The organism is Photobacterium iliopiscarium (genome assembly GCF_003026395.1).
Lineage (GTDB): Bacteria > Pseudomonadota > Gammaproteobacteria > Enterobacterales > Vibrionaceae > Photobacterium > Photobacterium iliopiscarium.
Window position 1 is genome coordinate 487,877 of record NZ_PYOO01000002.1, and the last position, 22,614, is coordinate 510,490.

Sequence of the window (22,614 nt, forward strand, 5' to 3'; positions counted from 1 at the left end):
AAGATGACACCTTGGAAAGTAATGATCGTTGATGATCATCCATTAATGCGCAGAGGTATTGGTCAACTATTGAGTTTTGATAGCGCTTTTGATGTTATTAGTGAAGCAAGTAATGGCAATGAAGCCATTGCCCTTGCTCATAAACTGCCCGTAGATCTGATTTTGTTAGATCTCAACATGAAAGGAATTTCAGGTTTAGATACCCTGATTACATTACGCAATGAAGGTATAGATGCCTGTATTGTGATCCTTACCGTGTCTGATAATCATGCTGATATCAAAACGCTTATCGACGCAGGGGCTGATGGCTATTTACTCAAAGATACCGAGCCTGATGAATTAGTCGCTTTACTCAAAACGGCACTAACGGGGGGTAAAGCATACAGTGAAGTTGTAACCGCATTTCTGAATAACAATGGCACTGAAAACTCGCTATTCTCAAGCTTAACAGAACGAGAAAAACAGATATTACAAGAAGTCGCAAAAGGCTATAGCAATAAAACCATTGCCGATTTACTGTTTATTTCAGAAGCAACCGTAAAAGTACATATGAAAAGTTTATTACGTAAACTGCAAGTCAAATCACGTACAGCTGCCACGGTACTTTATCTACAAACATTAGGTTATTAATACAATAAAAAACCGCAGTGATAAACGCACTGCGGTATTTAATCATTATGATAGTGATAGCCTACAACGCTAAAGATGTAATTAAATCCTGTTCACGCGATTCAACCCATTGCAGATCAAACGGTCCCCAATCACTTAATTTATAATACCCATCATTATGACGTCGCCCATCTTGAATAAAGGTCAATTCAATACCTAGCCCAGGTAAGGCTTTTAATACATCTTGAATTGTCCGTCGGGGCCAACCTGTTTGTTCTATTAAGCGAGGAACATTAGGACGTTCCGTATGCTCAACAAGTAATGCCAAGTAAAGTCTACGAGCAAAAACTGGATTCAGTTCCATTGGTGCCTCCATAATATACTATGCCTATTATTGCCCGTTCTTAAACAAGGGTGTTGCGTTTGATCAACGAGACATTCGGTTTCATCATTATGAATACAAATAAAAGTGAACTTGCTTCCATTCTTATCACTATTGCACATTACCGTAAATAACAATCAATAAAGTACAACAGTTGCGATAAGCTAATAATCTCGCTATAAAAGATAATCTACTTATTATAAAAAAGTCAGCCAAATATGAACACTATCGCTTACGGTATAAAAAACTGCGACACCATCAAAAAAATGAAGCAATGGTTTGCCACTGAAAATATCGCTTATCAATTTCATGACTACCGCACTGATGGGCTTGATCTTGCACAACTTGAAACCTTTGAAGCGGCACTTGGCTGGGAAGCTATGGTTAATAAACGCGGCACAACTTTCCGTCAATTAACCGCAGAACAAAAAGCCGACCTTAATCGTGAAACCGCCCTGCAATTAATGTTAGAACAACCAGCAATGATTAAGCGCCCGTTATTACAACATAATAATCATTACTACTTAGGTTTTAAACCTGACCAATATAACGCTATTTTTCTTACTAAATAACAAGGATACAAGGATGTCTGACAGTCCCGTTATTACACTAGCAAAAGATCTAATGTCTCGCCCTTCAATAACACCTGAAGATGCGGGTTGCCAAACTGTAATGATCAAACGATTACAGGCACTAGGATTTATTATAGAAACAATGGTGTTTGAAGATACTGTCAATTTATGGGCTCGTCGTGGTACTCAAGCACCATTGTTTGTGTTTGCAGGTCATACCGATGTTGTGCCTTCCGGTCCTGTCGACCAATGGCACACACCACCTTTTGAACCCACCATTATTGATGGCTACTTACACGGACGTGGTGCTGCTGATATGAAAGGGTCGCTGGCCTGTATGGTTGTCGCAATTGAACGTTTTATTGCACAAAATCCTAATCATAATGGTTCGATTGCACTGCTCATCACCTCTGATGAAGAAGGTCCATTTATTAATGGCACCACTCGTGTTATTGACACACTTGAAGCCCGTAATGAAAAAATAGACATGTGTATTGTTGGTGAGCCATCAAGTACCCATGCCGTTGGTGACATTGTTAAAAATGGTCGACGTGGATCAATTACTGGTGATCTGATCGTCAAGGGAATTCAAGGCCATGTTGCCTACCCACATTTGGCCAATAATCCGATTCATAAAGCCCTGCCCGCGTTAGCTGAATTAGCCACAACCCATTGGGATAACGGTAACGACTTCTTCCCGCCAACCAGCTTTCAAATTCCTAATATCACAGCCGGAACGGGGGCATCAAATGTCATACCGGGGCAATGTGAGGTGCAGTTTAATTTCCGTTTCAGCACAGAATTAACCGATATCGATATTAAACGTCGCGTCCATTCAATTCTTGACGCGCATGGCTTAGACTACGATTTAAAGTGGACCTTAAGCGGCCATCCCTTCTTAACCGACAGTGGTACATTAGTTGATGCGGTTGTTGCTGCTATTACTGACATTAACCATACTCCACCACAATTGCTGACAACCGGCGGCACATCAGATGGGCGTTTTATTGCACGTACTGGTGCTCAGGTAGTGGAACTAGGACCGGTTAACGCAACCATCCATAAAGTAAATGAATGCGTTAAAGTCACCGATCTTGAAAAACTGACTGATATGTATCAGCGGATTTTAAATAATATTTTATAATCACGCACAGCGCTTGTTCGTCATCATTAATGCTGTTCAGATAACATTACTGAACAGCTAATAATGCGATATTTGATAGATAATTATGCATTGTTATTATCATGAACCCATCGTAGCTAACGCCTATTCTTGATACTCTATGACAATGATTTGTGACTTATGATCAATCTCGCTCATGTGATGCAGTGGATTGATATAGACATTATAGTGCGAGGTGAATATGGAATGGTTTTTTAATCCTTGGGTTATCTGTGTGATTATTATTGCGGTGATCGCCAGTAATATTGCCGCGTTAAAGTACACCGCTTATATGCGAACTGGACTCAAAAAAAGACAACCGCCACAATCACCACCCGATGATTCTCTAACATCTGCACGATCTGATCATAATGACTTACCCAAGAGCAATAACACTCAGGATAAAAATGACTGATATAAAAACATTAGACAGCCGCATTGTGTACCAAAATAAATGGATGACAGTACGCGAAGATAAAATTCAGCGTCAAAGTGGTGCTGAAGGTATTTATGGCGTAGTAGAAAAACCTGATTGTGCTGCTATTTTAGCGATTGATAATGGTCGTATTCACTTAGTACAACAGTTTCGCTATAGCATTCAACAACGGTGTTGGGAAATTCCACAAGGCGCGTGGGAAGCAAACCCGGATGCGGATCATCTTGATCTAGCAAAAGGTGAACTGCAAGAAGAAACAGGATTAATTGCCGATAACATGGTTTATCTAGGTAGCCAATTTATTGCTTATGGTTTTTTAAATCAAACTTGCCATATTTATTTAGCGACCCAATTACACGCAACGTCAGAGCAACATCGGGACCTAGAAGAAGAAGATCTCATCAGCCAATCTTTTTCTATTACTGAATTTGAAGCCATGATCATTAACGGTGAATTAAAAGATAGCGTCACCATTGCCGCTTATGGATTAGCCAAGCTTAAACAGGCAATTTAAACCCTTAATCCGTTATTTTATCGAATAAAAAAGCTGCCATTTTATCGGCAGCTTTTTTTTGATATTTATTTTCGTCTAATATTAATCAGTGTGGCTTTTATTACGGACGAATTAAATAATCAGCAATACCAACCCATTTATAACTGGTCAGTTCTTCTAGGCCCATCGGCCCGCGTGCATGCAGTTTTTGCGTAGATACTGCAACTTCTGCACCTAAACCAAATTGCGCACCATCAGTAAAACGGGTTGATGCATTTACATATACCGCCGCAGAACCTGCTGCATTAACAAATCGCTCAGCCGCTTGAATATTATTGGTTAAGATTGAATCTGAATGGCTGGCGTTATGTTTACGCATATGAGCAATCGCTTCATCAACATTAGCCACAACCTTGACGCCTAACGTATAACTTAACCATTCAGTATCAAAATCACCCGCTTCCGCTTTACGTAATAAACTTGCTTTACCGTCAAATAAATTAAACGCAGCATCATCAGCCACCAAGGTTACTTGGGCTTGATTCATACGCTCAACTAAACGTGGTAAAAAAGTAGCGGCTATCTGTTCATTAACCAATAACGTATCAAGAGAATTACACGCAGAAGGGCGTTGTACTTTCGCGTTTTCAACCACATCTAATGAGCGAGATAAATCTGCACTATCATCAACATACATGTGACTAATACCAAAGCCACCAATAATAACGGGAATGGTACTATTTTCTTTACACATCTTATGTAAACCAGCACCACCACGAGGAATAATCATATCAACATATTGATCAAGCTTGAGTAACTGCGAGACATATTCACGGTCAGGTTGTTCGATATATTGCACAGATGCTGCGGGCAAACCGGCTTTTGCTAACGCTGATTGAATCACTTTAACTAGCGCCATATTCGAATGGAAAGTCTCACGACCACCACGTAAAATACTCGCATTACCCGTTTTTAGACATAACGCGGCGATATCAATAGTTACATTAGGACGTGCTTCATAAATGACACCAATAACACCTAATGGCACTCGACGACGACTTAAACGCATACCATTTTCAAGGACACGACTATCAAGTTCTGCGCCAACAGGATCATTTAAGTTGATAACATTACGGACATCATTGGCAATAGCGCAAATACGTTCGTCATTAAGTAATAAACGATCGATTAACGCATCAGACATACCACTCGCAATCGCGGCATCAGTATCTTGCTTATTTGCCGCAAGAATCGCTTTTTTATTCGCTTCTAATTCATCAGCAATAATCGCTAATGCGGTATTTTTTACTGATATTGCTGTCGTCGCTAATTCAAACGCAGCTTGCTGCGCTGCTTGTCCCATTATTTCAAGATTCACAATAATTCCTTACTTAAATTTGAATTCAATGCCTGATGAGGTATCAATATGAATCATCACTACGACTAAATAACAACCATATCATCACGGTGAATCGCAGCATGCCCATATTCATAACCTAAAACTTGATGAATATCATGACTATGCTTACCCGCAATCTTAATCATATCTTCACTTGAATAACGGCTAATACCCCGTGCCAGTAAGACATTTTTATTATCAAAGATTCGAACAACTTCACCACGCTCAAATGTACCCTTTACGTTGGTAATACCTTTAGCAAGTAAACTACTGCCTTTTTGCTGCACCGCAATTACAGCACCATCATCAATCACAATATCGCCCGCTGGCGGTGGACCGGCAAGGATCCATTGTTTACGCCCTTCAAGGGGAGATTCTAACGGCAGAAAACGCGTACCCACCGCTTTACCAGCAGCAAGATCCACAATCACATCAACCCGACGTCCAGCAGCAATGATCACTTCAATACCCGCGCGACAAGCCACTTCAGCAGCTTGTAACTTCGTTGCCATACCACCAGTACCTAATCCACCAACCGTACCACCCGCTAATTTACGTAACTTATCATCAATGGTATGTACTTCATGGATCAATTCTGCATCAGGATTACTACGTGGATCGGCAGTAAATAAACCCGCCTGATCTGTCATTAACAATAGTTTATCTGCACCGCCTAAAATGCCCACCAGCGCAGATAGATTATCGTTATCGCCCACTTTGATCTCAGTGGTTGCAACGGCATCGTTTTCATTAACTACCGGCACAATGCCATTATCTAATAATGCCACCAGCATATCGCGTGCATTTAAATAGCGTTCACGATCGTTTAAATCAGCACGGGTTAATAACATTTGACCAATGTTGATCCCATAAATACCAAACAAGGTTTCCCATTCTTGAATTAAACGGCCTTGTCCAACAGCGGCAAGTAACTGTTTGCTCGCCATGGTTTTGGGGAGTTCGGGATAACCTAAATGCTCACGACCCGCCGCGATCGCACCAGACGTAACAATGATAATTTTATGGCCTTGACTACGTAACATTGCGCATTGACGCACTAACTCAACCATATGGGCACGATCAAGTTTTAGTGTGCCACCTGTTAGTACGCTAGTACCTAGTTTGACGACAATTGTATGGGTTGCAGCACTAGCGGCAACATCTTGCTGTTGAGCATGAGATTTTTTTGAATCAGCCATGAGATCAAATAGATTGAAATAATAAATGTCCTTTGTTGTATCAATCCCTACCGAAAAGCACAAGAAAAAAACAATGACAAAATCAATATTAACGGGGTTTAGGAGGTTGTTTAAGCATAAGCAGCATTAATTAATAACCATAACACCACATAGCGACAATATTAGTGCGTATTGATGAGTATTTTCTAATAGCACGACCTAGTGTCGCCAGTGGTAATAATTTTTATACTTAACAATAAATCAGGTTCAGTGCGTTGATAATTCAGCCAATGGTACTTGAGTTAATCCGACAGCTGGCACCAACGTTAGCTCGCATTCACCAACAACAAAAGGGGTTAATTTAGAATAAAAATCAACGAGGGTTTTTAACACAGCCTCTTTATGTTTAGCCGGTAATTTACCATTCGCCCACTCACCCGCAGCATTAAAACGACCAAAATCATATTCGTACTCATAACCTGAGTCTGTTGCCGTCATCACTAACCACCACCCCCAAAATTCACGTAATTCTGGTGCCTTTTCTGCATTAACACAACTGGCTAAACAATCAAAAAAGAACCGTTGAGGTTGGGATTTTTTTTCACGAAGATAAGGACCAATTGCCGTCAATTTAGACATTAAACGGCCATGCGGTGGAAAGCTTGTTGCTATTGTCATAATGTTGTCCATCCATAGTCAGCAGTATTGAATATGCTTGTAAAACTAATTACCTTTTTATCATCCATGGCGCATTAAAAAACACACTTAGCATAATAATAACTCATTACAGTATGGATAATATTTAACAAAATAACAAACTATAAACCCCAGTTTTGCTAACAATATCATGGCAATATATTTAACAAAAAAAAACGGAATCACATCATCATGTAATTCCGTTATTGTTAACTATCATATTATCGCGATGATAATTACTTCATTTTATCATCAAGCCATTTAACGACTTCCGTCATCACGCGATGGTAACCATCATAGATAGGTTTTGCAGGAAGCATAATCGCTTTACCACCATAACTTGATAACGCAATAAGTTGATTATCGATTTCAGGACAAACGGGATCATTTTTCAAACCAATACCTAGCATTGGAATATCAACTCGACGACGACCTAAAATACCCTGATTTTTTAATGACCACGCAGGTAAATGTGACTTAATACTGGCTTCTGCTTGACCGTTTTTACCCATGCGAGATGCCAATACATCCAAATACATCCGTGGAATGTTATCCAATAGCTTCGGCTGAGTAAGAAAACTATTAATCGCACCACCAATACTGACACAGGTTTTTAAGCGTGTAGGCTCCATAAAACCAAGTCGAATCGCAGCATTGCCGCCCATACGTAACCCAAGCATCGCAACATTACGATTATCGACCCATGGCACATCACGAATTTGTTGTAATAGTGCTTGGTGTAAACGGCTAGTATCTTCGGTTAAATTCCAACGATCACTGTGACCTACCGATGGCATATCAAGTGTAACCATTGCATATCCAGCAGGGCCTAAATAATCTTGATATAAACGCCACAGATCACTTTGTAATGTTGCTAAGCCACCACTGACAATAACAGTTGGTAATAACTTGTCAGTGCGAGGAAGATGAATAAATGCCTCAAAGGTCTTATTTTCATATTTAACGTCAATTTTACGCATATCATGCGGACGTAATTCAATCGCTTCACGGTAACTTTGATTAGCTTGTAACTCAGCTTGATCTGCCAGCTGATCACCCTTTATATAAGGGTATGCTGCAATGCTATAATGGGTACTGGCTTTAAATAGCAACTCAGATGCTGCTAATTTATCACCATTATTAGCCGCAGTACGGGCTAATTGCTGATAATTTGAGCCTAACTGTGACCATTCGTAAGTCCAGTTACCCGGACGATAGCCAATAACAGTGTCTAATAAGTGCTCACTTGTACGAGGTGCAGTTGAAGCCGCAATCCGGGCTAAAACAGCTTCTTGCTCAACAGGATCAACGCCTTGCCAGATCCATTGAGGACGACGTAAAACGCGATACCATTCAAGCTGACTTTCACCATCAAGTGCATTGTTTACATCACCACTACGGACATGTGCAATTTTAACAATATTCGATGTCTCTTTACTGGTTTGACGTGGCGCAAATAGCTTCTCTGATAAATTTTGTTTTGATGGTTCCGACACGGCATCCTCCAACGTATATATCTTTCTCTTAATAGACCTAGATAATATACCTAAACGGCAGCCAATAATTAAAATCCAAAAAAAAAGACGCCAACAAGATGGCGTCTTCGATAAAATTTCGTTTTTAAGCGCGATAATCACCACAACATTAATCTGTTATAGGATCCACACTTAAATCACATCATTACTTTTTCGCAATAGGATCAACGAAAGTAACCGCCATATCCCACGGTTGTTCAATCCAAGTATCTTGTGGAATGCTAACAACAAAATCATCAACTAAATGTTGACCAGCTGGCTTTGCACATACGGTTACGAACTTAGCGCGAGGGTACATTTCGCGGATTTTTTCAGCAGTACCGCCAGTATCAACCAAGTCATCAACTACGATAAAACCTTCACCATCACCGTCTGCTTTCTTGATCACTTTCATATCACGTTGATGATCATGATCGTAGCTTGCGATACATACCGTATCAACATGACGAATACCTAATTCGCGCGCCAAAATAGCAGCTGGCACTAAACCGCCACGGCTAACTGCAATAATTCCTGTCCACTGCTCAGCCGGTAGCAATTTTTCTGCTAACTGACGCGTGTACATTTGCATGTTATCCCAAGTGATTACGAATTTATTACTCATAGTAAAACAACCTCTGAAACAGCGATTTAAACATCGCATAAATTTATGTAAGCGTAAATAACATTACACTTATAAGAAAATAATCTTCGCAAGAAATAACGCAGAAATAACCCAAACACTGATATTTACTTCACGTCCCTTGCCACTTAATGCTTTAACAACTGCAAATGTAATGAAACCAAGACCAATACCTTCTGCAATTGAATAAGTTAAAGGCATTAGCAAACACACAACAACCACTGGAGCCGCTTCCGTTAAATCTCGCCAATCAATCGATACCAAGCCTGACATCATCAAAATAGCAACATAAAATAACGCTCCGGCGGTTGCATAAGCAGGTACCATTCCAGCTAGCGGTGCAAAAAATAACGCTAATAAGAATAACACGCCAACGGTAACCGCTGTTAGACCTGTACGTCCGCCAACTGCGACACCCGACACACTCTCAACAAAAGATGTGGTATTTGACGTTCCCAGTAGTGCACCAATAGAGGTTGCAGTACTGTCAGCCAATAGTGCTCGGTTTAAACGCGGTAATTTGCCATCTTCACCAATTAAGTTGGCTTTAGTTGCCACACCAACCAATGTACCTGCGGTATCGAACAAATCGACAAACAAAAAAGCAAATACAATTGAAATCAACCCCACTTCCATTGCGCCTGAAAAATCAAGCTGCATAAAGGTAGGTGCAATACTTGGTGGCATTGACATAATGCCGTTGTAATCCACTTCTCCGGCAATAATACTGATTGCCGTTACAATTAAAATCGCTATCAATACGGCCGCTTTAAAACCACGTTGTACTAAAGAAATCGTCAGGAAAAAACCTAGCGCAGCCATCATTGCCGAAAAACTGGTTAAATCACCGGCGGTCACTAACGTTGCTGGACTTGCAACCACAATGCCGGATGTTTGCAGTGCAATAAACGCTAAAAACAAACCAATACCAGCAGAAATACCAATACGTAATGAATGAGGGATCGCATTAATGATCCATTCACGGACGCGCATAACACTCAGAGCAATAAAGCAGAGGCCAGATAAAAATACTGCCGCTAATGCCACTTGCCACGTATGCCCCATACCTAATACTACGGTATAAGTAAAAAATGCATTGAGTCCCATACCTGGTGCTTGTGCTACTGGATAGTTCGCATAAAAACCCATCACAAAACAACCAATCATTGCGGCTAAACAAGTTGCAACAAACACTGCCCCTTGATCCATTCCTGTGCTGGCTAACATAGTGGGGTTTACAAAAATAATATAAGCCATTGTCAGGAAGGTAGTGACACCCGCCATAATTTCAGTGCGTACGGTAGTTCCATGTTCAGTGAGTTTAAATAACTTTTCTAGCATGCTTCTCGGTTCCTTAGAGAGATACAATAAAGTAACAAACAACGCCAACAAATAGAAAACGATTGCGCAATCCATTTCGGAGCTGATTATAATCATGCGATCACGCAATTTCCAGATTTTATCGATGAAAACCATAAAACAATAACTAACATCATTAACAATTCTTGATGAAATCAAATTTTAATCTTAATTATCATCACGTTAATATAATTACAGGCTTGTTTATTTTTTGAACGTTTACTTTTTTAACCCTAAAATTAAGCGTTAATAAAGACCGATAACTAAAGTAACAAGGGGGGAAATAAGGTAGGAACAAAATACAGCAGCAAAAAAAACGCCACTTCAAATTGAAGTGGCGGCAGAATGTTGCAGATAACTGGATAGTGTTATCGAGATATTCTTAATTTAAGGGGATGAACAAACTTGCATTTGTTTCGTTGAAAGCAACAAAACAATAAAATCTAATTAGTAACGGTACGGCGTTGGGTAATGGAAGTTACTTGTATATACAGTACGGTTATTCCAAAAATGTGTCATTGAAGAAAAAATTTTCATTTAAATCACCTTAGTCATAAGTACACCAACGTCATCGTTAGTGGCTTGCCATCGCGGCTCACTTATTCTCGGTTCCTTGGAGGCGATATATCGGGTTCATCCTGAACATGTAGTGTTAATTCTTAAGCCAATCAACATGGCTTGACTAAACTATAGCCAAAATGAAATAAATTTACAACATTTATTTTAACTAGCTCACACTTTTTGCATCTATTACTTGAGATCTGTGTTTTCATGTAAATTTATTACATTATTTTTTAGTTATATTTCAATCTATCTCTTTATGGGTATTTTTCGGCACATTTGATCATAAAAAAGACATAACCGCCATTATGATTAAGGATAACGGCATCAGTCGCGTAATAATCGCAGAAATAAGTGCTATAAGATTTTATTATTTGCCCTATCTCCCCCAAAGACAGAGTGATATGCTAAAACCAAAGCGATAAACATACTCGCTACCTATTTGTCATTTTACGGCTAAAACCCTACAAAATGACACTAGCCCAATCTCGTATATAAAAAGGAAGGCTACCGTGTCTGAAATTACTCAACTATCACCAACAGCTGTTTGGCATTTCTTTGATCAGATTTGTTCAATCCCTCACCCTTCTAAATATGAAGAGCAACTAGCACAATACATTGTGTCGTTCGCACAAGCTGAAGGGTTAGATGTTCGTCGCGATAATACGGGTAACGTTATTATTAAAAAACCAGCGACTGCTGGCATGGAAAACCGTAAAGGTGTCGTACTTCAAGCACACATTGATATGGTGCCACAGAAAAATGAAGATACCGTACATGACTTTACTCAAGATCCAATCCTGCCATTTATTGATGGTGAATGGGTAACAGCAACAGGTACAACACTAGGTGCAGACAATGGCATGGGCATGGCAACCTGTCTTGCAATCCTAGCGGCTAAAGACATCGAACATGGTCCATTAGAAGTATTACTAACCATCGATGAAGAAACAGGCATGACAGGCGCTTTTGGCTTGGAAGCTGGCTGGCTTGAAGGCGATATTCTATTGAATACTGACTCTGAGCAAGAAGGCGAAGTTTACATGGGTTGCGCAGGCGGTGTTGATGTCGCGTTAACCATTGATATTCAACGTGAAGCTATTCCTGCTGAACATCAAGCAATTAAGTTAGTCGTTAAAGGCCTAAAAGGCGGTCACTCAGGCTGTGATATTCACACCGGTCGTGGCAACGCAAATAAAATAATGGCGCGTTTCTTAGTGGGTCATGCTAATGAGCTTGATTTACGTCTTAATAACTTCATCGGTGGTAGCCTACGAAATGCTCTACCACGAGAAGCAACCGTAATTGCAACGTTACCTGCGGCAAATATCGATAAGCTTAATGCGTTATTTGCTCATTACCAACAAATCGTTAGTGCTGAATTAGGCCATGTTGAAACTGACATTACCTTATTTACTGAAGCATGTTCATTGCCTAGCGATGTTATGGTACTGGCTGACCAAACACGTTTAATGCATACGTTAAATGTTTGTCCTAACGGTGTTATTCGCATGAGCGATGATATTGAAGGCGTGGTTGAAACATCATTAAACATGGGTGTCATCACGACTGAAGCGAATACCGTAACGATCCTATGTCTGATCCGTTCATTGATCGATTCTGGTCGTAGCTACGTTGAAGGAATGTTGCAATCATTAGCAGCACTTACTGGCGCACAGTGTGACGTATCTGGTGCATACCCAGGTTGGAAGCCTGATGCTGATTCTGAAATCATGCAAGTGTTCCGTGATACCTACCAGCAAATGTATGGTAATAAACCGAATATTATGGTGATCCACGCGGGTCTTGAGTGTGGTTTATTTAAAGAACCTTACCCAGAAATGGACATGTTGTCATTTGGTCCTACCATCAAATTCCCTCACTCTCCTGATGAGAAAGTGAAAATTGATACTGTACAAATGTTCTGGGATCAAATGTTAGCGATTCTAAAAAATATTCCTGTTAAAAAATAACACTGAATATTAACGCTAACACCTGATCATAAACGGGCCTAGTGCCCGTTTTTTTATGGTTCAGCATCCACTGTATAATAAATTAAAAACCAAACGACAATTGTTGAGCCTTTAATCCTTGCTCTAGACCAACGCTTAATCCAATTAAACGAATTTCTCGTCCTTGCTGACGTGTCAGTGCTTCTGTTAACAGTGGAATAAATTGTTGTTTATCCAATAGCGGGCAACTATGCTCTACCGTTGTTTGCTGAAAGTCCGCAAATTTTAATTTCACCCCTTGTTTCGCAATATTCAACTGGGGACGCACTTTTCGCAATCGCTGTTCAAGCTCTACATGTAACTGCTCAATCACCTGCCAACATTCATCATAACTGGCTATATTTTTACTAAACGTACGTTCAACGCCAACCGATTTTCGCTGACGTTCCACAATCACTTCACGCTCATCAATACCATGAGCGCGTAACCATAATGATTGTCCAAACTTACCGAACTGTTGCAATAACTGCTGTTGGGCGTAATTTTGCACATCACGACCAATATACAACCCTTGTTGATGCAGTTTTTTAATAGTGACTTTCCCCACCCCTGGAATTTTCTCCAGTTTAAGCTCGGCGACAAAGTCATCCACTTGCTCAGGAGTAACAACATATTGACCATTGGGCTTATTAAGATCAGAGGCGACTTTTGCTATAAATTTAACCGGAGCAATCCCAGCAGATGCGGTCAATTGCAGTTCTTGTTCAATCGTATGGCGAATATGTTGTGCAATTAAGGTCGCAGAACCATGGAGCATCTCGCAATCACTGACATCAAGATAGGCTTCATCTAATGACAACGGTTCAATTTTATCGGTATAACGAGCAAAGATAGCCCGTATTTGTTGAGATACTTGACGATATATTTCCATTCGCCCATGCACTAACGTTAAATGAGGACACAGTTTCATCGCTTGTGCGGTTGGCATTGCAGAATGAATACCATATTTACGTGCTAAATAATTGCAGGTACTGACCACGCCACGTTGTTCAGAGCGACCACCAATAGCAATAGGAATATCACGTAAGGCAGGGTTATCGCGCATTTCAACAGCCGCATAAAAACAATCCATATCAACATGGATAATTTTACGTTGGATTGGCAATGGATTGGTCACAGTAAATACTCATCAATGAACACAGCAAATAACTGTTTTTATATACAGTTATTATACGCTAATTTACTTAATCACAGTCAATATAGCAATGATCCATTTTTGCTAATAGTAACGATTGATAACGCGAGATCAGGTATGTCACTACAGTTCTTTATCAATTTAGCTTTCACTTAAATTACACCCATAAAAAAACCTAGGCATGACAGTTTTATTGTCGTACCTAGGCTTTAATGTAAGTAATGGCTTACATAGTAATGTTTAAATCAGTTAAATAATCTGATTTTTCTTCCATTCAGCTTGACGTGCTGCGCGGGCTTCACGCTTTTTACGCGCATCACACGGTTCAGGGCAATCACATTCTTTCGCGATGCCAATCCCGTCTAAACCACCACAGCTGCCACTAACAGACTTACGCTGAAAAATATAACCTACTGCCATTGCAACAATAACCAGTAGAAAAACAGCAAATGTTACTAAATAAATTGCCATGGATGCCTCTATCATTTTTTATCTACATATTGGTTAAAGGTGTTTGATTTATATTCAACAAAGCCATTTTTGGTTTTTACAATCAACATGACTGGAATATTTTCTTTGTTTGCTAATGCAATCGACTCATCTTCTCCCATTACAGAAAAGGTGGTCGCATAAGCATCAGCCGTCATGCATGATGGCGCAATAACAGTTACCGACACTACATGATTATCAATCGGACGACCAGTTTTAGGATTAATCAAATGCGAATAGCGCACGCCATTTTCATCAAAGTAATTACGGTAATCACCTGATGTTGCGATTGCCATATCACCCGCTTGCAGAATTTCTTGTACCGCACGCTCATTCTCTACTGGTTTTTCAACGGCAATTCGCCATAAAACATTGGCTTGATTTTTACCTTGTAGGCGTAATTCACCACCAATATCAACCATAAAGTTTTTAACGTGCAAGTCATCTTTTAGATAATCCGCAATCACATCAACCCCATAACCTTTCGCGATTGACGATAAATCTACATATAACTTAGCTTCATCTTTCATCAGCTTATTATCAGGTAATACTTTCACATGCTGATAGCCCACTTCAGATAAGCGAGCAGTCACTTCTTTATCGGTTGGAATTGATTCAGGGCGCGCTTCAGGACCAAAGCTCCATAAATTAACCACAGGTCCAACAGTAACATCATAAGCGCCATGGCTAGCTTTAGAGATGCGTAATGCTTCAGTGATCACTTTTGCTGTTGCCGCTGAGACTGGAAAAGGTTTATTCGCTGGCGCTTGATTAAATAAACTCAATTCAGATTGAGGACGATAAGTCGACATTTGATCGTTAACGAGCTCTAGACGACGATCGATCTCTTGTTGGATCAATTTTGTTGCTGGCAAACCATCTTGATTAATAATTTTAATTGAATAATAGGTTCCCATTGTCGAGCCATTAATAGTGATTTGCTGACGCTGATCACTACAGCCGGCAAGCGCTAACAATGCTGTAATCACAAATACAGCCCGAATAAGGAACATTTTCATTCAACTACTCCAATGAAATAAAAGGTAATTTTTACTCTAGTGACCATAGTTAGTCATCACTAACTGATAATAACCACAATAAAAATAACATTACTATTCATTAATAATGAAAAAGGCTGACCTTAATAGGCCAGCCTTCTTTTCAAGGCGAAGAGCTAATAATTAGCCACCGAAATCATCCAATAGGATGTTTTCATCTTCAACACCAAGATCTTTCAGCATGCTGATAACAGCAGCGTTCATCATTGGTGGACCACACATGTAGTACTCACAATCTTCAGGTGCTTCATGATCACGTAAGTAGTTTTCATAAAGAACATTGTGAATAAAGCCAGTGTAGCCATCCCAGTTATCTTCAGGCTGTGGATCAGACAACGCACAATGCCATACAAAGTTAGGATTTTCAGCTGCTAATGAGTCAAAATCTTCTTCATAGAACATTTCACGCTTAGAACGTGCACCGTACCAGTAAGACATCTTACGCTTAGAGTGTAGACGCTTAAGTTGGTCGAAGATATGAGAACGCATTGGCGCCATACCTGCACCACCACCGATGAATACCATTTCATTTTCAGTATCTTTAGCGAAGAACTCACCAAAAGGACCAGAAATAGTACACTTGTCACCTTCTTTAAGTGACCAGATGAATGATGACATTTGACCAGGAGCTACATCAGGATTATTTGGCGGCGGCGTAGCAATACGCACGTTTAGCAAAATAATACCGAACTCTTCTGGGTAGTTAGCCATTGAGTAAGCACGGATGATATCTTCATCAACCTTAGACTCGTAGCGGAACAAGTTAAACTTATCCCAGTCGCCACGGTACTCTTCTGGTACATCAAAGTCTGAATATTTAATGTGGTGAGCAGGTGCTTCAATCTGAATGTAACCACCAGCACGGAAAGGTACTGTTTCGCCATCTGGAATTTGAAGCTTAAGCTCTTTGATGAAGGTTGCTTTGTTATCGTTAGAAATAACAGAACATTCCCACTTCTTCACACCGAAAATTTCTTCAGGAAGCTCGATGTCCATGTCAGATTTAACGTTAACCTGACACGCTAGACGTTCGCCTTCACGTGCTTCACCTTTAGAAATGTGATCAAGTTCTGTTGGTAGAATATCACCACCGCCAGATTTGATTTTTACACGACACTGACCACAAGAGCCACCGCCACCACATGCTGATGATACAAAAATACCGTTAGCAGAAAGTGCTGTCAGTAATTTACCGCCTGCACTTGTGGTGATCGCTTTTTCTGGATCGCCGTTTACTGAGATAGTAATGTCACCTGATGGTACTAGCTTAGATTTAGCGAATAAAATCACTAAAACTAGAGCCAGGATAATCAAGGTAAACATGCCTACGCCAAGAATAATATCCATTGACTATTCCTTCCTTATCCTGATTACAGCTGTACGCCAGAGAAAGACATAAAGCCCAACGCCATAAGACCAACAGTGATAAAGGTAATACCTAAACCACGAAGACCCGCAGGTACATCTGAGTATTTCATCTTCTCACGGATACCCGCAAGCGCAACAATTGCCAACATCCAACCAACACCAGAGCCGAAGCCATAGACAATTGATTCTGTGAAGTTGTAATCACGCTGCACCATGAAAGATACACCACCGAAGATTGCACAGTTAACTGTGATCAACGGTAAGAAAATACCTAGTGCGTTGTATAGCGGCGGGAAAAAACGATCCAGAACCATTTCAAGGATCTGAACCAATGCCGCGATAACACCGATGAACGTAATAAAGTTCAAGAAGGTAAGGTCAACACCTGGGAAAATCGCACCATCTTTAAGTACATAGTTGTACACAAGATTGTTTAACGGTACAGATAATGTAAGTACTACGATTACCGCAACACCCAGACCAAAAGAGGTCTTAACTTTCTTTGAAACTGCTAAGAAAGTACACATACCCAAGAAGAAAGATAACGCCATGTTCTCGATAAAGATCGAGCGAACCAATAGGCTTAAATAATGTTCCATATTCCTCTTACTCCTTCGCTTCTATTTGTTCTGGACGGAAAGTACGAATAATCCAGATCATGAAACCAATTAGGAAGAACGCAGAAGGAGCCAATAGCATTAGACCGTTCGGGTGATACCAACCGCCATCAGAAGCCAGTGGCAATACCTGCATACCAAATAACTTACCAGAGCCTAAAAGCTCACGGAAGAAAGCAACAGTGATCAGTACGAAACCATAGCCTAAACCGTTACCGATACCATCAATAAATGCAGGTACTGGTGCAGATTTCATTGCATATGCTTCCGCACGACCCATTACGATACAGTTAGTAATGATCAAGCCAACGAATACAGATAGTTGCTTTGATACATCGTAAAGGTAAGCACGTAATACTTCGTCAACCACGATTACCAATGATGCAATAATCGCCATTTGCGCAATAATACGAACGCTGTTTGGAATTTGATTACGAACTAATGATACAAAAAAGTTCGAAAATGCAGTTACTAATGTCACTGCAATTGTCATTACAAACGCAGTTTCTAGCTTAGTAGTTACCGCTAACGCTGAACAAACACCAAGAATTTGTAATGCAATTGGGTTATTGCTGATAAAAGGTCCAAATAGGATCTTTTTCATTTCTTTAGTATCAGCCATTATTCAGATCTCCTGCACGTAACTTAGCAAGGTAAGGACCAAAGCCCTGTGCACCGAACCAGAAATCGAAGGTATGCTGTACGCCGTTACTTGTTAGCGTTGCACCAGAAAGACCATCAACTTGGTGATCAGTACCTACAGGTGCACCACCCTTAAGGATTTTAATTGCAGGTTTGAAGTTCATATCATACAACTTCTTACCAACAAACTGCTCACGCCATGTTGGGTTTTCAACTTCACCACCCAATCCAGGAGTTTCCGCCTGATCGTAGTAAGTGATGCCGTCAATAGTATTACCATCTGTTGCAACAGCAACGAATGCATACATCATTGACCATAAACCGTTACCGTGAATAGGTAGGATCACTTTAGTTAACGTACCAGCTGCATCTTTAACAAGATAAACAGTCGCCACATTTGCACGACGAATGATCTTTGCTAAATCTTCGTTAGTTGGAAGTTTGATAGATTCTTTATCATTCTTCGCCGCGTCGCGTTGATTATATTTAGCTGCATCTTCGCCAGCAACTTCAGCAACATAATTACCGGTATCAATGTTAACCAATTTAGGTTCAATGAAATCCTTATAGGTTTGCGGAATGTTAGTGTCTTTATTTAGCAGACCTGCAACAGCAAGAATGTTACGTTGTACGTCAAGTACTGCATTTTCTTGTTGTTTTGGACGTAGAACCACTGCTGCTGTAGATACGATGATTGAACACACAAGGCTCAATACAACTACAAAAATCAGCGTTCTTGAGAAGCTATCCTTATTACTTGCCATGACGAGCCAGTCTCCGTTTGATGTTGCCTTGAACAACTAGGTTGTCAAATAGAGGTGCAAATAGGTTAGCAAATAGAATCGCTAGCATCATGCCTTCTGGATATGCAGGGTTAACTACACGTACCATTACAGCCATTGCACCTATCAGTGCGCCGTACCACCATTTTGCTTTATTGGTGAACGCAGCCGACACTGGATCTGTCGCCATAAACATCATACCAAACGCAAAACCACCTAGAACTAGGTGCCATTGCCAAGGCATGTTAAACATTGGGTTAGTATCAGAACCAATGATGTTAAATAGCGTTGCAACAACGATCATACCGATCAATGTACCAGCGATGATACGCCATGAAGCAATGCCCATAACAACAATGAATATGCCACCAATAAGGATAGCGAGAGTTGATACTTCACCAATTGAACCTGGAAGATGACCAACAAATGCGTCCATCCAAGTGATTGATTGACCAGTAATAGTGTTAACTACGTCTGCTTGACCACCTTGAGACCACTGACTTAGCGGTGTCGCGCCAGAAAAACCATCCGCCGCATTCCATACTAGGTCGCCAGAAATCTGACCTGGGTATGCGAAGAATAGAAAAGCACGACCAGCAAGTGCTGGGTTAAGGAAGTTACGACCGGTACCACCAAAAATTTCTTTTGCGACAACGACACCAAAAGTAATACCTAAAGCGGCTTGCCAAAGTGGTAGTGTTGGCGGAACGATCAAAGCAAATAAGATCGAAGTAACAAAGAAACCTTCGTTAACTTCATGCTTACGTACCATACAGAACATTACTTCCCAGAAACCACCGACCGCAAATACAACTGCGTAGATAGGTAAGAAGTAAGTCGCACCCAGTAGCATTTTGCTACCCCAACCAGCAGTCGCTGATAGAGTACCGCCTAGCATCTGGGTAAACCAGTAATGCCAGTCAGCAGCAATTACTGCTGTTAATTTGTCTGCTGTGTATAAATGGTTAAGACCAGCAATAGCTTGATCACCCACATTATACATACCCCAGAACATTGCTGGGAAAACCGCAAACCATACCATGATCATGATACGTTTAAGATCAATACTGTCACGAACGTGCGCAGATGAACGCGTCACTTGTCCTGGCGTATACATAAGAGTGGCAAACGCTTCATATAACGCAAACCAACGCTCATGCTTACCACCTGGTTCAAAGTGGTGCTCGATGCCTTCGAGGAAATTCTTGAAACCCATGAATTACCCTTCCTTCTCAATTTTGTCCAAACACTCACGCATCATTGGACCAAACTCATATTTACCAGGACACACGAACGTACATAGTGCTAGATCTTCTTCATCTAGTTCTAAGAGGCCCAATTGTTGTGCACTGTCAATATCACCTGCACAGATATCGCGCAGTAATAATGTTGGTTCAATATCAAGTGGCATTACTTTTTCGTAATTACCAATTGGCACCATGGCACGTTCACTACCGTTCGTCGTTGTTGTCATATTAAACAACTGACCTGGGAAGAACTGGCTCATGAAAGCACGAGTAACAGAAAACTTGTTTTTACCAGGAACAATCCAGCCTAAGAATTCTTTCTCATAGCCTTCACGTAAAGCAGAAACTTGTAAGTGGTAACGACCAAGGTATCCATGAACACCTTCAGCTTTAACACCGTTAAGCACTGAACCTGATAGTACACGTAATTGGCCAGGCATCATTTCTGAATCAGTTAAGTCAGAAATAGAAGCACCAATTTGAGTGCGAACTAAACGTGGATTAGTCACAACAGGACCAGCCAACGCGACAACACGACCAGTGAAAATTTCACCAGTAAGGAACAACTTACCAAACGCAATCACGTCTTGGTAATTGATATTCCATGCAATATTCTTCGCATCTGCACCAAACAACATATGAATATGTGTGCCGGCTAAACCTGCTGGGTGTGGACCATTAAACACGTGCTCTTCAACATTAGCTTCAGCTGAACGAGGCAGGCTTGCACCTGATTTACACACGTAAACTTTGCCACTGGTTAAACGTGAAAGCACAGTTAAACCCGCAATGAACGCTTCACTTTGTTCATTGATGATTACTTCTGGGTTAGCCGCTAATGGATTAGTATCCATTGCAGTAACAAAAATAGCTTTCGACTCTGAACCAACAGCGGGTACTTTACTGAACGGGCGCGTACGAAGCGCTGTCCACATACCTGATTCAACTAATTGATCAACCACAACGGCACGATTTAACTGTGCTAATTGCGCTGCATCATATTTGTTAAATGTGATTTGCTCATCACCTTCTACATCAATAACTACTGATTGTAGAACGCGTTTAGCACCACGGTTAACTTCTATTACCTTGCCGCTAGCTGGCGCAGTGAATTTAACACCAGGATTCTTCTTATCTTCAAAAAGAATCTGACCTTTTTTCACTACATCCCCTACGCGAGTATGCATTGTAGGACGCATACCAACATATTCTTCGCCAAGCAAGGCGACTTTAGAAATGGCATTGCCATCGTGTATCGCCTGGGCCGGAGTCCCTGATATTGGGATATCCAAACCCTTTTTTATTGTAATCATACGCACTTGCACTACATTAAAGGGAAAAAAGAATTTTCATATTGCGTAATTAAGATACTACGTTCCTTGGCCTGATATCGATGAACAGGCAGTGGACCTAACCACTGAACGACTCCGTATCGCAACATCCAGTTAACTACCTCGCTACAAACATTAATGCGCGAGTAATTTTTCAGCCCGCGATTCTACCATTAATTAACTCATTTTTTCTATGGTAATCCACTCGATTCCGTGTGAAAACCAAGCAACAAATGAGACGCAATAGGTTTATTAACTAATAAATATGATCAACTGCACATTTACGGGATTTTTTTACATAAATATTAAATTTCAAACACGTTCATTTATTTAACAAAACAGTAAAAAAAAACACCCATCAACACATCACGTCAACATAAATACAAATTTATTACCAACTACGTGATAGTTAGTTTTATTTTAACTATAACATTAACATTACAGTAACAATACCGTTCGACAGTAGTTAATACGATAACCGCTTAAAAATGTCATAAGAAAAGTCGTTTTATTAACGACTTTATAATACTAACACAATTATCAGTTATCCAGTGTTGAACCACCATGACACGGTGGTGATACGGGTGCATTACACTGTTGCTGCCACTCTGATTCTGTATAAGTATGGATAGCAAGTGCATGAATATGGTTTGCTAACTCATCGGCTAAACACTGATTTACCGCACGGTGACGAGAAATAAGACGTTGACCTTCAAATTGAGCACTCACTACCACTACTTTGAAATGGCTTTCTGAACCTTCAGGAACGTTGTGCATATAACTTTCATTAAGAACGTCAAGATGCACAGGTGCAAAGCTATGATTTAACTTTGCTTCGATTTGGGGCTGAATCATAATATCCTCAACTAAAAAAGCAGTTTTTCACCACTAATAATAACAATTCCTCATTATTATGGTGTTAACTTGAT

Annotated in this window: 23 protein-coding genes; 6 read left to right on the forward strand and 17 right to left on the reverse strand. The window is 40.4% G+C overall.

Features of this window, described 5'->3' with window-relative positions; genetic code table 11:
- Positions 1 to 3 precede the first annotated feature (3 nt).
- Entirely contained in the window at positions 4 to 630 is a 627-nt protein-coding gene (locus C9J51_RS05595; protein WP_045037594.1) for a response regulator, read from the forward strand.
- A gap of 61 nt (positions 631 to 691) precedes the next feature.
- On the opposite strand, the gene C9J51_RS05600 is transcribed toward C9J51_RS05595, so the two are convergent.
- Entirely contained in the window at positions 692 to 973 is a 282-nt protein-coding gene (locus C9J51_RS05600; RefSeq protein WP_036795756.1) for a winged helix-turn-helix domain-containing protein, read from the reverse strand.
- Positions 974 to 1,209: 236 nt separating this feature from the next.
- Between C9J51_RS05600 and C9J51_RS05605 the strand changes: the two genes are divergently transcribed.
- The 4 genes from C9J51_RS05605 to C9J51_RS05620 all read left to right on the forward strand — a co-directional run bounded on the left by C9J51_RS05605 (position 1,210) and on the right by C9J51_RS05620 (position 3,675).
- Entirely contained in the window at positions 1,210 to 1,563 is a 354-nt protein-coding gene (locus tag C9J51_RS05605; protein ID WP_107236648.1) for an ArsC family reductase, read from the forward strand.
- Positions 1,564 to 1,576: 13 nt separating this feature from the next.
- On the forward strand, positions 1,577 to 2,707 hold the full coding sequence (gene dapE / locus C9J51_RS05610) for a succinyl-diaminopimelate desuccinylase (RefSeq protein WP_045039207.1): 1,131 nt from the start codon (positions 1,577 to 1,579) through the stop codon (positions 2,705 to 2,707).
- 220 nt (positions 2,708 to 2,927) lie between these two features.
- Positions 2,928 to 3,140, forward strand: coding sequence for a DUF2897 family protein (locus tag C9J51_RS05615; protein WP_045039206.1), 213 nt, complete (start codon positions 2,928 to 2,930; stop codon positions 3,138 to 3,140).
- Positions 3,133 to 3,675, forward strand: coding sequence for an NUDIX domain-containing protein (locus C9J51_RS05620; RefSeq protein ID WP_045037591.1), 543 nt, complete (start codon positions 3,133 to 3,135; stop codon positions 3,673 to 3,675). Before C9J51_RS05615 ends, C9J51_RS05620 begins: the two co-directional genes overlap by 8 nt.
- A 100-nt stretch (positions 3,676 to 3,775) precedes the next feature.
- On the opposite strand, the gene C9J51_RS05625 is transcribed toward C9J51_RS05620, so the two are convergent.
- From C9J51_RS05625 to C9J51_RS05650, 6 genes are all read right to left on the reverse strand, one after another.
- Positions 3,776 to 5,017 (reverse strand): glutamate-5-semialdehyde dehydrogenase, encoded by a 1,242-nt coding sequence (locus C9J51_RS05625; protein WP_170073307.1) that lies wholly within the window; start codon positions 5,015 to 5,017, stop codon positions 3,776 to 3,778.
- 80 nt (positions 5,018 to 5,097) lie between these two features.
- A complete protein-coding gene (gene proB / locus C9J51_RS05630) occupies positions 5,098 to 6,252 on the reverse strand; it encodes a glutamate 5-kinase (RefSeq protein ID WP_045039205.1) in 1,155 nt (384 codons plus the stop codon).
- Between the two features lie 246 nt (positions 6,253 to 6,498).
- Positions 6,499 to 6,909, reverse strand: coding sequence for a sigma factor-binding protein Crl (gene crl, locus C9J51_RS05635; RefSeq protein WP_045037589.1), 411 nt, complete (start codon positions 6,907 to 6,909; stop codon positions 6,499 to 6,501).
- 254 nt (positions 6,910 to 7,163) lie between these two features.
- Positions 7,164 to 8,423, reverse strand: coding sequence for an esterase FrsA (frsA, locus tag C9J51_RS05640; RefSeq protein WP_045037588.1), 1,260 nt, complete (start codon positions 8,421 to 8,423; stop codon positions 7,164 to 7,166).
- 184 nt (positions 8,424 to 8,607) lie between these two features.
- Positions 8,608 to 9,066 carry a xanthine phosphoribosyltransferase gene (gene gpt, locus C9J51_RS05645; protein WP_045037587.1) on the reverse strand — a complete coding sequence of 153 codons (459 nt, stop codon included), beginning with the start codon at positions 9,064 to 9,066 and terminating at the stop codon, positions 8,608 to 8,610.
- A 69-nt stretch (positions 9,067 to 9,135) separates the two neighbouring features.
- Positions 9,136 to 10,425, reverse strand: a complete 1,290-nt coding sequence (locus tag C9J51_RS05650; RefSeq protein WP_045039204.1) for an NCS2 family permease — start codon at positions 10,423 to 10,425, stop codon at positions 9,136 to 9,138.
- Positions 10,426 to 11,516: 1,091 nt separating this feature from the next.
- Between C9J51_RS05650 and C9J51_RS05655 the strand changes: the two genes are divergently transcribed.
- Complete coding sequence (locus C9J51_RS05655) at positions 11,517 to 12,977, forward strand: aminoacyl-histidine dipeptidase (protein ID WP_107274894.1); 1,461 nt, start codon at positions 11,517 to 11,519, stop codon at positions 12,975 to 12,977.
- Between the two features lie 82 nt (positions 12,978 to 13,059).
- Here C9J51_RS05655 and dinB read toward each other — a convergent pair whose 3' ends face one another.
- The 10 genes from dinB to bolA form a co-directional block, all read right to left on the reverse strand.
- The gene (gene dinB / locus C9J51_RS05660) at positions 13,060 to 14,133 is read right to left on the reverse strand and encodes a DNA polymerase IV (RefSeq protein WP_045037584.1); all 1,074 of its coding nucleotides are present in this window, start codon (positions 14,131 to 14,133) and stop codon (positions 13,060 to 13,062) included.
- A 267-nt stretch (positions 14,134 to 14,400) separates the two neighbouring features.
- Complete coding sequence (gene nqrM, locus C9J51_RS05665) at positions 14,401 to 14,622, reverse strand: (Na+)-NQR maturation NqrM (RefSeq protein WP_045037583.1); 222 nt, start codon at positions 14,620 to 14,622, stop codon at positions 14,401 to 14,403.
- An 11-nt stretch (positions 14,623 to 14,633) separates the two neighbouring features.
- The gene (locus C9J51_RS05670) at positions 14,634 to 15,659 is read right to left on the reverse strand and encodes an FAD:protein FMN transferase (RefSeq protein ID WP_045037582.1); all 1,026 of its coding nucleotides are present in this window, start codon (positions 15,657 to 15,659) and stop codon (positions 14,634 to 14,636) included.
- Between the two features lie 162 nt (positions 15,660 to 15,821).
- The gene (gene nqrF / locus C9J51_RS05675; RefSeq protein ID WP_045037581.1) at positions 15,822 to 17,045 is read right to left on the reverse strand and encodes an NADH:ubiquinone reductase (Na(+)-transporting) subunit F; all 1,224 of its coding nucleotides are present in this window, start codon (positions 17,043 to 17,045) and stop codon (positions 15,822 to 15,824) included.
- Positions 17,046 to 17,068: 23 nt separating this feature from the next.
- On the reverse strand, positions 17,069 to 17,665 hold the full coding sequence (gene nqrE / locus C9J51_RS05680) for an NADH:ubiquinone reductase (Na(+)-transporting) subunit E (protein ID WP_045037580.1): 597 nt from the start codon (positions 17,663 to 17,665) through the stop codon (positions 17,069 to 17,071).
- Between the two features lie 7 nt (positions 17,666 to 17,672).
- Positions 17,673 to 18,305, reverse strand: a complete 633-nt coding sequence (locus C9J51_RS05685) for an NADH:ubiquinone reductase (Na(+)-transporting) subunit D (RefSeq protein WP_036795778.1) — start codon at positions 18,303 to 18,305, stop codon at positions 17,673 to 17,675.
- Positions 18,298 to 19,089, reverse strand: a complete 792-nt coding sequence (locus tag C9J51_RS05690) for a Na(+)-translocating NADH-quinone reductase subunit C (RefSeq protein WP_045039203.1) — start codon at positions 19,087 to 19,089, stop codon at positions 18,298 to 18,300. Before C9J51_RS05690 ends, C9J51_RS05685 begins: the two co-directional genes overlap by 8 nt.
- On the reverse strand, positions 19,079 to 20,323 hold the full coding sequence (locus C9J51_RS19565) for an NADH:ubiquinone reductase (Na(+)-transporting) subunit B (protein ID WP_045037578.1): 1,245 nt from the start codon (positions 20,321 to 20,323) through the stop codon (positions 19,079 to 19,081). Before C9J51_RS19565 ends, C9J51_RS05690 begins: the two co-directional genes overlap by 11 nt.
- A 3-nt stretch (positions 20,324 to 20,326) precedes the next feature.
- Positions 20,327 to 21,667 (reverse strand): Na(+)-translocating NADH-quinone reductase subunit A, encoded by a 1,341-nt coding sequence (locus C9J51_RS19570; RefSeq protein WP_107236754.1) that lies wholly within the window; start codon positions 21,665 to 21,667, stop codon positions 20,327 to 20,329.
- A 558-nt stretch (positions 21,668 to 22,225) separates the two neighbouring features.
- Positions 22,226 to 22,540, reverse strand: a complete 315-nt coding sequence (bolA, locus tag C9J51_RS05700) for a transcriptional regulator BolA (protein WP_045037577.1) — start codon at positions 22,538 to 22,540, stop codon at positions 22,226 to 22,228.
- Positions 22,541 to 22,614: the final 74 nt, after the last annotated feature.